General features: G+C 56.8%; 9 protein-coding genes. 4 read left to right on the top strand and 5 right to left on the bottom strand.

Going from position 1 to position 12113, the window contains the following annotated elements:
- Positions 1–23: 23 nt before the first annotated feature.
- A complete protein-coding gene (gene uspA / locus RTN40_RS08445; RefSeq protein WP_103820396.1) occupies positions 24–461 on the bottom strand; it encodes a universal stress protein UspA in 438 nt (145 codons plus the stop codon).
- A gap of 396 nt (positions 462–857) precedes the next feature.
- Here uspA and uspB point away from each other — a divergent pair, with 396 nt between their 5' ends.
- A complete protein-coding gene (gene uspB, locus RTN40_RS08440) occupies positions 858–1193 on the top strand; it encodes a universal stress protein UspB (RefSeq protein WP_042394150.1) in 336 nt (111 codons plus the stop codon).
- 58 nt (positions 1194–1251) lie between these two features.
- Here uspB and pitA read toward each other — a convergent pair whose 3' ends face one another.
- On the bottom strand, positions 1252–2748 hold the full coding sequence (gene pitA / locus RTN40_RS08435; RefSeq protein ID WP_312228072.1) for an inorganic phosphate transporter PitA: 1497 nt from the start codon (positions 2746–2748) through the stop codon (positions 1252–1254).
- Positions 2749–2979: 231 nt separating this feature from the next.
- On the opposite strand from pitA, the gene RTN40_RS08430 reads away from it, so the two are divergent.
- Entirely contained in the window at positions 2980–4176 is a 1197-nt protein-coding gene (locus tag RTN40_RS08430) for an NAD(P)/FAD-dependent oxidoreductase (RefSeq protein ID WP_312228071.1), read from the top strand.
- Positions 4177–4187: 11 nt separating this feature from the next.
- Here RTN40_RS08430 and lysC read toward each other — a convergent pair whose 3' ends face one another.
- Entirely contained in the window at positions 4188–5549 is a 1362-nt protein-coding gene (lysC, locus tag RTN40_RS08425) for a lysine-sensitive aspartokinase 3 (RefSeq protein WP_312228070.1), read from the bottom strand.
- Between the two features lie 440 nt (positions 5550–5989).
- On the opposite strand from lysC, the gene RTN40_RS08420 reads away from it, so the two are divergent.
- Positions 5990–7375 (top strand): diaminobutyrate--2-oxoglutarate transaminase, encoded by a 1386-nt coding sequence (locus tag RTN40_RS08420; RefSeq protein WP_312228069.1) that lies wholly within the window; start codon positions 5990–5992, stop codon positions 7373–7375.
- A gap of 17 nt (positions 7376–7392) precedes the next feature.
- A complete protein-coding gene (locus tag RTN40_RS08415) occupies positions 7393–8856 on the top strand; it encodes an aspartate aminotransferase family protein (protein ID WP_312228068.1) in 1464 nt (487 codons plus the stop codon).
- Positions 8857–8911: 55 nt separating this feature from the next.
- On the opposite strand, the gene RTN40_RS08410 is transcribed toward RTN40_RS08415, so the two are convergent.
- Both RTN40_RS08410 and RTN40_RS08405 read right to left on the bottom strand, forming a co-directional pair.
- Positions 8912–10885 (bottom strand): PhoX family phosphatase, encoded by a 1974-nt coding sequence (locus RTN40_RS08410; protein WP_312228067.1) that lies wholly within the window; start codon positions 10883–10885, stop codon positions 8912–8914.
- Between the two features lie 76 nt (positions 10886–10961).
- On the bottom strand, positions 10962–12083 hold the full coding sequence (locus RTN40_RS08405) for a metallophosphoesterase (RefSeq protein WP_312228066.1): 1122 nt from the start codon (positions 12081–12083) through the stop codon (positions 10962–10964).
- Positions 12084–12113 lie beyond the last annotated feature (30 nt).

The following is a 12113-nucleotide window of genomic DNA, read 5'->3' as shown; positions in this document are numbered from 1 at the left end:
GACGCCTGCCGGGCAATATTCGCTTACTCGTCGTCTTCGTCGCGCAGCGGAACAATCAGCATATCAACGTGCACGGTGTTGATCAGCTGGCGCGCAGAGGACATCAGCTTGCTCCAGAAGTCCTGATGATGGCCGCAGACCACCAGATCCATATCGTATTTCTTAATGGCGTCCACCAGCACCTGGCCCAGATCGCCGCTGCCGCTCAGGGTTTCAGTAATCGGGTAGCCTGCGTTAGTCGACAGCTCCGCCAGCGCGTTGTGGGTCTCTTCAGAGATGCGCTTCTGCATATCGCCCAGGTTAACGTCGATCAGCCCGGTATAGAGGTCGGAGTAATTTACATCGACATGAATCAGGGAGATTTTCGCATTGTAGGGGCGTGCCATAGATACTGCTTTGTCTACCAGTACCTTGCTCTCAGGAGAGAGATCGACCGCGATAAGGATATGTTTGTAAGCCATGATGTTACTCCTTCCATAAGTTGTCGATGACCGTTGGATTTAGCCGCTGCTTTCGCGCTGCGGTCAGTCCCGCGTCCTGCGTGCCACTGCGCGGGGGATGCCCGGCCTTAAAGATCTAATTGTAGAAGATATTTCTACCTTATAACGCTCTAAACCCGTCGTCAATTGTCCTGGGTCACGGTTTAGATCATCAAAAAATGTCGGTTACGACATTGATATAGATCGATGATGTGGCGAAATAATTAACAGATCTCCTACACTATTAAATAAGCCGCTCGGATGTAGAATTGTGATCCACGTCGGCTTCTGGTACACACTTCAAAGAACTCATTGGCCGGAAATCGGGGAGCGTCAGCCCTGGAGTCTATCTCCGTGGGTGGTCGCCGGGGAGGGGGTATGGTCAGCACTGTCGCGCTGTTTTGGGCTTTGTGTATCGTTTGTGTGGTTAACATGGCGCGTTACTTCTCATCACTACGCGCACTGTTGGTTGTCCTTCGTGGTTGCGATCCGTTGCTCTATCAATATGTGGACGGCGGTGGCTTTTTTACCTCGCACGGCCAGCCAAGTAAGCAGATGCGCCTGGTGTGGTATATCTACGCCCAGCGCTATCGCGATCATCATGACGATGAGTTTATTCGTCGCTGTGAACGGGTCCGTCGCCACTTTGTTTTAACCAGCGCCCTTTGCGGGCTGGTGGTGGTCAGCCTGATCGCCCTGATGATTTGGCACTGAAATTTAGCCATAAAAAAAGCGGACCATTACGGCCCGCTTTTTTTGTGCCCGTCACCGATTAAATCAGGTGCAGCGCAACCCAGTACAGCGCTCCGGAGAGGAAAATCGCTGCCGGCAGGGTCAGAACCCAGGCCATCAGGATATTGGTCACAGTTTTACGCTGTAATCCGCCGCCGTCCACGATCATTGTTCCCGCTACCGAAGAGGAGAGAACATGCGTGGTTGACACTGGCATCCCGGTATAGCTCGCCAGACCGATAGAGACGGCGGAGGTGAGCTGGGCCGACATACCCTGTGCGTAGGTCATGCCTTTCTTGCCGATTTTTTCACCGATGGTGGTGGCGACACGACGCCAGCCAATCATCGTACCCAGGCCCAGCGCCAGCGCGACCGCCATGATGATCCACACCGGTGCATACTCAATGGTGCTCAGCATATCGCCTTTCAGCTTTTTCAGCAGACGCTGGTCATCAGCGCTCACTCCCGGCTGTTTAGCAACCTTATCGGTGATATCAGAGATGCAAAGCATAATGCGACGCAGCTGGCTGCGCTGCTCAATCGGCAGCTTGTCATAGCTTTCGATATTGGTCAGCATCGCTTTAGCGCGATCCAGCGCCACGACGGCGCGGCCTGCATGGCAGTGAAACTCGCCGTTAGGCCCTACGGTCTGCTCGGGCGTTGGGATAACCGGATCGGCTCCGGTTGCCTTCAGCAGCAGATCGGGATGCTGCTGGAACCAGGTCTCAACGTTGTTTACCGCGTCGCGGGTACGGGTGATGTCGTAGCCGGAAGCATTCATGTTCACCACGAAGCCCGCCGGCGCAACGCCGATTAAGACCAGCATAATCAGGCCGATGCCTTTCTGACCATCGTTCGCGCCGTGAGAGAAAGCCACGCCGATAGCCGACAGGATCAGGGCGATACGCGTCCAGAACGGTGGTTTTTTCTTGCCGTCCTGCTTTTCACGCTCGGCAGGCGTGAGGTGAATACGGGCGCGTTTCTTGGTATTGCTCCAGTAGCGACGGAGGATAAACACCAGGCCGCCCGCAAAAACCAGGCCGACAATCGGCGAGAGGATCAGCGAGGCGAAGATGTTGATCACCTTCGGCACGTTCAGCGCATCCACTAGCGAGGTACCGGTCATCAGCGCATTGGTTAAACCAATCCCGATAATGGCACCGATCAGCGTATGTGAACTGGAGGCGGGAAGCCCAAAGTACCAGGTACCCAGGTTCCAGATGATTGCGGCCAGCAGCATGGAGAAGACCATGGCAAGGCCGTGCGCCGAGCCGACGTTCAGCAGCAAATCCGTCGGTAACATATGCACGATGGCATAGGCTACGCTCAGGCCGCCAAGCAGAACGCCAAAGAAGTTGAAGAGAGCCGCCATGACGACCGCAATCTGCGAGCGTAATGCGCGAGTATAGATCACGGTTGCCACTGCGTTAGCCGTATCGTGGAAGCCGTTGATCGCTTCGTAGAACAGCACAAAACCCAGAGCAAGTAGTAATAACAACCCGGTATGAAGATCCAGGCCAGCAAACAAATGTAACATAGGACGTTACGCCATTTTTGAGGTCATGAACGCCGCGCATTATCATGGACATTCGCAGCGGGGGCAAAGTGAAATATAGCTTTTTTTTGATATTTTTCACCTTCCTGTCTTGGTTCTTAAATATTTATGTCATAAATTTCAAGGAAATAGTTGTTTTCGCCACCATTTACGCTGGTGCGACCACCGTAGAAAATTTACAATCCGCGCCGGATGAGCAAAGAGGAATGCAGTGTGGAAAGGTTTGATGCCGTTATCATTGGGGCCGGCGCGGCGGGGATGTTCTGTGCGGCGTTAGCCGGACAGGCGGGCAGCCGGGTGCTGTTGCTGGACAATGGTAAGAAACCCGGACGTAAAATTCTTATGTCCGGCGGTGGGCGCTGCAACTTTACTAACCTTTATGTTGAACCTGCGGCTTATTTGAGTCAGAACCCGCATTTTTGCAAATCTGCGCTGGCACGCTATACCCAGTGGGATTTCATCGATCTGGTTGGCAAGCACGGTATTGCCTGGCACGAGAAGACGCTGGGTCAGCTTTTCTGCGACGACTCTGCACAGCAGATTGTTGATCTGCTGGTGGCAGAATGCACAAAGGGAAACGTTACTACGCGCCTGCGTAGCGAAGTGCTCGACGTCACCCGTGACGACGCAGGCTATACGCTGCAGCTCAACGGCGAAAGCGTGGTAACGAATAAGCTGGTGATTGCCAGCGGTGGTCTGTCAATGCCCGGTCTGGGCGCATCGCCGTTTGGCTATAAGATTGCCGAACAGTTTGGCTTGAAGGTGCTGCCAACGCGGGCGGGCCTGGTGCCGTTCACCCTGCATAAGCCGCTGCTGGAACAGCTGTCGCTCCTCTCCGGCGTGTCGGTGCCCGCGGTTATTACGGCAGAAGACGGGACGGTGTTCCGTGAAAGCCTGCTCTTTACCCATCGCGGCCTCTCCGGCCCGGCGGTGCTGCAAATCTCCAGCTACTGGCTGCCCGGCGAGTTTGTCACCATCAATATGCTGCCGGAGTGCGATCTGGATGCGTTCCTTAACGATCAGCGCACCGCTCACCCGAACCAGAGCCTAAAAAATACGCTGGCGATGCAGCTGCCGAAACGCCTCATCGAGTGCCTGCAGCAGCTCGGGCAGATCCCGGACGTGACTCTGAAGCAGCTCAACAGCCGCGAACAGCAGACCCTGGTGGATAATCTCACCCGCTGGCGCGTGCAGCCCAACGGCACCGAGGGCTATCGCACGGCGGAAGTGACGCTCGGCGGCGTCGATACCCATGAGCTGTCCTCACGCACCATGGAAGCACGCAACGTACCGGGACTCTATTTTATCGGCGAGGTGGTGGACGTCACCGGTTGGCTGGGGGGGTATAACTTCCAGTGGGCATGGTCAAGCGCCTGGGCCTGTGCACAGGCGCTGGTAGAGCAAAACTAAGTCGTTAGCGGTTATTCCAGCAGGCTGCGATGTAACGCTTTTACCGCGCTGTCGGCTGATCCCGCTGGCAGCAGGAAGCAAAGGCTATGCTGAGAGGCCCCGTGGCAAATCATGCGCACGGCATGCGTCTCCAGCTCGGCAAAGACCGCCTGACACACCGCCGCTTCCTTCGCGAGCGCATTACCAATCAGCGAGACGAGCGCCAGCCCGGTTTCGATTTCAACATGGCAGTGCGACGACAGTTCGGTGAGCAGGGAGGTGGTCAACGTATCGGCCTCGCCTGACGTCGAACCGGTAGAGTTGAGGATCAGGGCGATGCTCGTCTCTGAGGTGGTCACCAGATCGAGCGCGACTTCGTGACGCGAGAGAATCGCAAACGTCTCGGCCAAAAAACGGTGCGCTGGCTGCGCATCAAGGCTGGATAACGTCAACAGCGTCTGCTGGCGGCGCACGGCCAGGGCGCGATAGCGCGACGGCTCCAGCACGTCGCGGCGAACCAGCGTTCCCCCCGCAGATGCGTTATTGCTGGCCCCGACGAATACCGGAATGTTCTTGCGCATGGCTGGCAGCAGGGTGGCCGGGTGCAGCACTTTGGCACCAAAGGCCGCCATCTCTCTCGCCTCGGAGAACGAAAGGTTATCGATACGTTTTGCCTGGGCGACGATCCGGGGATCGGTAGTATAGATCCCGGCGACATCGGTCCAGATATCCACACGTGAGGCATTAAGCGCCTCTGCCAGCAGGGAAGCGGTATAGTCACTGCCGCCGCGCCCGAGGGTGGTCGTTTGTCCTGTCGCGTCGCTGCCGATAAAGCCCTGGGTTACGACCAGCGCCTGCTCAATACGCGGGCGTAAACGTTTTTCCGCCTGTTCGGCGATGGCGTCAATCGCCGGTACCGCGCAGCCAAACGTATCATCGGTACGAATGACTTTACGGGCATCAAACCACTGCGTCTCTACCCCGCGTTCACGCAAGACTTCCACAAACAGCAGGGAGGACATCAGCTCCCCATGGCTTACCAGCTCATCGCACAGCGTGGCTGAACGGGAATCGAGAGCCGTTTCGGCCAGGCGGCTAATATTGTCGAGGAGACGATCGATCTCCTGACCAATGGCGTCTGGCTGTTTAAGGCGTGAAATAATGTTGTATTGCAGGGCGCGTAGGGTAGCGATTTTGTCCAGCCGAACGTGGCTTTCAAGACCGGAAGCGAGTTCGACTAACAGGTTAGTGACGCCCGCAGAGGCAGACAGTACAACCAGACGAACGTTTTTATCAGCAAGGACAAGGGTGGCACTACGGCTCATCGCGTCAAAGTCAGCTACGCTGGTTCCGCCAAACTTGGCAACGATGATGTGTGGATAAGTGTGAGTCATAACAATCTCATATCAGGGCGCCATATCGATATGGCATGAAAATTTTCATTTCGGCATAAGGGAAGAGTTCTTCACCTTACGAAATGTCCGCCCGCGAACATTTCTACTTAAAACTCAGGAACCTGCTCTCATTGCCTCTTACAGGTTACCGGGGTGGGATCGCATAAATAGTTAAATAAGGTCTTCCTTATCGGTTTGAGATTTTAACGGCGGGCATAGTAAGTGATTTAACCCATTGAATCGATATTTTCTTCAACGTTTATGTTAAGCCGATGGTAAAACATTTCTTGTCATTGATTTTTAAGAATATTTACATAAAAGCCCACAAAAAATAAAAGATTGAGTCCGCTGCTGAAAACACATATATTAGCCGCGATTTTTTACCCCCCTTAAACCCTTATTCAATCGGTGTTTTAACGACGCCAGGTTGTAGGAGAGATATGATGACGGATAAAGTCCGTATTGATTCTTTGAGTGCTGATTCCTTACCGCAGAGCAATGAGACCTTTCTGGCCAGACAGGCCGAGTTTGAATCCAACGTCAGAAGTTATCCACGTAAGTTGCCGTTAGCGATTACCAAAGCGCAGGGCGTCTGGATCACCGATGCAGATAATAAACAATATCTTGACTGTCTTGCAGGCGCCGGAACGCTGGCGCTGGGCCATAATCATCCTGATGTGATCCAAAGCATCCAAAGCGTCCTTACCAGTGGCTTACCGTTACATACGCTTGACCTGACCACGCCGTTAAAAGATGAGTTCTCCGCTTATCTGCTCTCGCTGCTGCCGGGTCAAGGCAAAGAGTACTGCCTGCAGTTCACCGGTCCTTCCGGCGCAGACGCCGTTGAAGCGGCACTGAAGCTGGCGAAAAAAGTAACCGGGCGTTCCGGCGTAATCAGCTTCTCCGGCGGTTATCACGGCATGACGCATGGCGCGCTCGCCGTAACCGGTAACCTGTCGCCGAAAGAAGCGGTTAACGGCATGATGCCGGAAGTGCAGTTTATGCCTTACCCGCACCAGTACCGTTGCCCGCTGGGCATCGGCGGCGAAGCCGGTGTAAAAGCGCTGACCTACTACTTTGAAAATCTGATCAACGACGTTGAGAGCGGCGTGCGCAAGCCTGCTGCCGTGATCCTTGAAGCCGTACAGGGCGAAGGCGGCGTGAACCCGGCTCCGGCCGAGTGGCTGCAGCGCATCCGTAAAGTGACTCAGGAACACGGTATCCTGCTGATCCTTGACGAAGTTCAGGCGGGCTTTGCCCGTACCGGTAAATTCTTCGCCTTCGAACACGCCGGTATCGAGCCGGACATTATCGTCATGTCGAAAGCGGTAGGCGGCGGTTTACCGTTAGCCGTGCTGGGTATTAAAAAGCAGTTCGATGCCTGGGCACCGGGTCATCATACCGGTACCTTCCGTGGCAACCAGCTGGCGATGGCGACCGGCCTCACCACGCTTAAGATCCTGAAAGAAGAAGGTATTGCCGATCAGGTTGCTGAAAAAGGCGAATGGCTGAAAGGCCAGCTGGCTGAGATGCAGAAGCGTTACCCGGTTATCGGCCACGTACGCGGTCTGGGCTTAATGATCGGGATTGAGATCGTTAAACCGCAAGAAGCGAAGGATCACATGGGCTGCTACCCGGCGGACGGCGATCTCTCTGCGCTGCTGCAGAAAAAATGCTTCGAAGCGGGTCTGATCCTCGAGCGCGGCGGCCGTGGCGGTTGCGTACTGCGTCTGCTGCCGTCCCTGCTGATCGACAAAAACGAGCTGGGGATCTTCCTCGATAAATTTGAAAATGCGCTGCTGAGCGCTGGCGTGAAGCCTGTTTAATCGGAGTGAATGAGCACATGTCTGATCTAAATCCGATTCTCTCTGGTTCCGCGCAGAGCATTGCCGCCTATCAGGAAGCGATTGAGCAGAGCACGCAAGCCGTTGTGCAGTGGCTTAAGCAACCTGAGATGTACCAGGGCAAAACCGTTGCGGAACTCCGTGAGCGCATCAATTTAGAGTTTACTGCTCAGGGCCTGGGTAACCAGGCCGCCATTGAGCGCGCGGTGGAGTATTTCCTCAAGGACAGCCTCTCTGTGCACCATCCGCAGTGTGTGGCGCATCTGCACTGCCCGAGCCTGGTGATTAGCCAGGCGGCGGAAGTACTGATTAACGCCACCAACCAGAGCATGGACTCCTGGGATCAAAGCCCGTCAGCGACCATCATCGAGGTCAAGCTGATTGAGTGGCTGCGCGAGCAGGTAGGCTACCAGGCGGGCGACGCCGGGGTCTTCACCAGCGGCGGTACGCAGAGCAACCTGATGGGCCTGATGCTGGCGCGCGATGCCTTTTTTGCTCGCCAGGGTCACTCGGTTCAGCTGCATGGCCTGACCGGGAATCTCAGCAAAATTAAAGTGTTATGTTCTGAAAATGCACACTTCTCCGTGCAGAAGAACATGGCGCTGATGGGGCTGGGCTACCAGGCCGTGACGCTGGTGAAAACCGATCAATTCTCGCGTATGGATCTTAACGATCTCAAAGAGAAGCTGGCGCAGGCGAAAGCCAACGGTGAGCAGGTAATGGCGATTGTCGCCACCGCTGGCACCACCGATGCGGGCGCGATCGATCCATTAGCTGACATCGCCGCGCTGGCGGCTGAAGAGCAGATCTGGGTGCACGTGGATGCGGCCTGGGGCGGTGCGCTGCTGCTTTCCGAGAAGTATCGCCACTTCCTCAACGGCCTGGAGCTTGCGGACTCCGTCACGCTGGACTTCCACAAGCAGTACTTCCAGACCATCAGCTGTGGCGCGTTCCTGCTGAAGGATGCGCGTCACTATCAGCTGATGCGTTACCAGGCGGCGTACCTGAACTCTGACTTCGACGAAGAGCAGGGCGTACCGAACCTGGTATCGAAGTCGCTGCAAACCACCCGCCGTTTCGATGCCTTGAAGCTGTGGATGGGCCTGGAAGCGCTGGGTAAAAAGCAGTACGCCGAGATCATTGATAACGGCGTAACCCTGGCGCAGCAGGTAGCACAGTTTGTTGCCGAGCAGCCGCAGCTGGAGCTGGTGATGCAGCCGCAGTTGGCCAGCGTGCTGTTCCGTTTCCGCCCGGAAAACGGCGATACCGCCGGCGTTGCACTGCTGAACCAGCGTATCGGTGATGCGTTGCTGGCCTCCGGGGCGGCGAACGTTGGCGTAACGGAAGCGGACGGCGTGACCTGCCTGAAGCTGACCCTGCTCAACCCGGTCGTTTGCCTGGAGGACGTGAAAGTTCTGCTGGCAAGCGTGATCGCCTGCGGGCAGCAGCTGCACAACGCCTGATTGCAGCAGACGTGAAAAAAGCCGACGGTAGCGATGCCGTCGGCTTTTTGCTTTTCTAGCTCCCTATCAGCCCGCCGTCGGCCTTCACAATCACCACCGTCGATGAGCGCGGGCGGCCGTTCGGGTCGGCATCCGGCCAGTTTGACACCGCACGCGGATTGGCCGGATCGGTGATGCCGTCGCCCACCTCGCCAGGGTGCTGAATATTAATAAACAGCGTCCGGTTATCCGGGGTAAAGGCGATGCCAGTGATCTCACAGCCGCGTGGCCCGGTGAGGAAGCGGCGATACTCATTGGTGCCCGGAATGGTGGCCACCATCTGGTTGTTACCCATATCGGCATACGCTTTCTGGTTGATGGTGCTGGAGGAGACGTCGGTCTGGATCCACAGCACGCCGCGATGGTCGAAGGAGAGACCGTCCGGGCTACCAAACGCGGCGCCCTGCATGGAGCCTTTCGCCTGCACATCGTCGCCGTCGGTGCGGCCCGCCATCACCAGAATATCCCACTGGAAGCGTCCCGAGGCCGGATCGTTGTTCTCTTCCAGCCAGTGCATGATGTGACCAAACTGGTTGTTGGCGCGCGGGTTGGCGGCATCGACCGGCGTCTTGCCCTCTTTGCCGCGATCGCTGTTGTTGGTCAGGGTACAGTAGACGCTGCCGGCGGTGTGCGGATCGACGGTGATCCACTCCGGACGGTCCATTTTGGTTGCGCCCACTACGTCAGCGGCCAGTCGAGTTTTGATCAGCAGATCGCCCTGATTTTCGAAGCCGTGGCTCTGATCGAGTCCGTTTTCGCCAAAGACCAGCGGGAGCCAGCTGCCGCTGCCGTCCTCGTTGAATTTCGCTACGTAGAGCGTGCCGGAGGTGAGCAGATCCATATTGGCGGTGCGGTTGGCCGGATCGTACTTCTTGTCCGAGACAAACTTATAGATGTACTCAAACTTCTGGTCATCGCCCATGTAGACTACTATACGGTTGTCTGCGGCAAGGGTGACCATCGCGCCTTCGTGCTTGAAGCGGCCCAGCGCGGTGTGCTTGCGCGGCGTAGAGTTGGCATCGTAAGGGTCAATCTCTACGACCCAACCAAAGCGGTTCGGTTCGTTCGGGGTTTTATCCACGCTAAAGCGCTCGTCGACCTCGTTCCAGCGGTAGGAGTCGTCGCTGTCGCCGATGCCGTAGCGCTTCTCCAGCGCGTTGCGATCCGCCTTCTTCACAAAAATATCGGACCAGTTCTCTTCGCAGGTGAGGTAGGTTCCCCACGGCGTCTGGCCGTTGGCGCAGTTCTGCATGGTGCCCAGCACCTGCTCGCCCTGCGGATCGGCGGCGGTCTGCATCAGCGGCTGATGGCGGGCCGGGCCGGTGAGCTGCATCGGGGTGTTAACGGTGATACGACGGGCAAAGGAGGAGGGGCGCACCACCTGCCAGTCCCCGCCGCGCTTCTGCACCTCGATAACCGAGATGCCCATTGCGTTCTGTCCCTTGCGGGCTTTGTCGAGGTTCCAGTTGGCGTCGCCATCCTTGAACAGCATCCCATTATCAATGTACTCATGGTTCATCGCCAGCAGGCCATGCTCGGGGCTGTTTTCGCCCTGCGGCAGGCTAAACCATGCCATGCCGTCATGGTGCATGCCCGCCTGGGCCGCCTGCTCGTCGGTGGTATTGCTGCCGTCGGTTTTGAAAGCGGGCATCGCTTCCTTCAGACCCACCGGCTCGCCCCAGCGATAGAACGGCCGCGCGATATAGCCCTCCGGCACAATCACCGTATCTTCAGAGGAGACCGGGATGCTGGTGAACCCCAGCGAGACTGCCTTAGCCAGCGCGGAAGGGCGAGCAACCGCCGCAAAGGCTGCTTCCGGTTTCACCAGCAGCGGGAAAGAGACCGCCGCGCCCGCCACGACACCCATCTGCAACAGGCGACGACGGGAGAGAAAGATGTTAGCCACGTCGGAAAATACCGGGTTGGCGCTGCGGTTACTGATCTCTTCGCTATGTTCTTTTTTGAATAGGGATTTTAACGGTCTGCTCACGACGGCGTCCTTTGGTTAACCAGAGAGTAAAGTGACGCCGTTAGACTAAGTAAAGATTGTTACAATTTTATAACAGCTACCGGGCAGCGCTGCGGTGCAGGATCAGCTGGGTGATCTCGGACGGGTGACCCAGCCGCAGCGGGAAGCCGTTCCACAGGCCCGTGCCGTTGCTGACGTAGAGGGTCATATTGCCGACCTGGTAGCGTCCGGAGACAAAACCGTTGTTTGCCGGGCCGACCAGCAGATCCAGCCCGCGGATCATCCCCCCGTGGGTGTGTCCGGATAGCTGTAACTTCACGTTGTGCTTTGCGTTGTCGCGGGCCGAACCGGGACGGTGATCGAGCAGGATGATGCTGTCATCGGGGCGAACACCCGCCAGAGCCTGCTCAAGATCCGGGCCGGTCTCCTCCACGCGCTGGGCCGCCTCGTCGTTAACGCCCGCCAGCACAATCGATTCACCGCCGCGCGTAATGCGCACGTGGCTATTTTGCAGAAAAGGGATCTTCAGCTGCTGATAAATCTTCATCCACTGGGCATAGTCAAAGTAGTATTCATGGTTGCCGGTGATGGCATAGAGACCGCTTTTAGCCTGTAGGCGGGAGAGTGGCTCGACGTCCCTGAAGCGGCGATCCACCGTGCCATCAGACATATCTCCGGTCAGCACGATCAGGTCAGGATTGAGCCGGTTGGCTTTCTCCACCACCTGCTCAACCCAGGTTTTTGACAGGAGTCTGCTGGCATGGATATCCGTCAGCTGGACAATCTTAAAGCCTTCAAAGGCGGGCGGCAGGTTAGGGAAGTCCACCTCGACGGTGCGCACCGCCGGGATCTCAATCGCCTGCTTTACGCCAATGCCCGACAGCACCAGGGCTACCACCATCAGCAACACGCCGGATGCAGTTTGCGGCAGGCGCGTGCGCAGCAGCCACTTTAGCAGCAAGCCGAGAATGTCGCGCACCAGCAGCAGCCCGGCAAACATCACGATAGCGCCAAACAGCCAGCCCTGGGCGATCATCACCGGCTCGGGCCACTCAGGAGAAAACATACTGCCGAAGAACAGCTTGCCCAGCAGGTGAAATTCGCCTGCCACCAGCAGCACCAGCGCCAATCCTGCGCGTACCCACATCGGCAGCGATAGCGGCAGAATAAAGCGCGCAATCACGTACAGAGCCGGTATCAGCGTCCAGATAAAAAACATATTTGCTCCCTTAAACTCACCTGCTCCAGG

This window comes from Pseudescherichia sp. (genome assembly GCF_031987975.1).
Taxonomy (GTDB): domain Bacteria; phylum Pseudomonadota; class Gammaproteobacteria; order Enterobacterales; family Enterobacteriaceae; genus Pseudescherichia.
The sequence above is the reverse complement of the archived record's forward strand: the minus strand, read 5'-3'. Positions and strand labels throughout refer to the sequence as shown.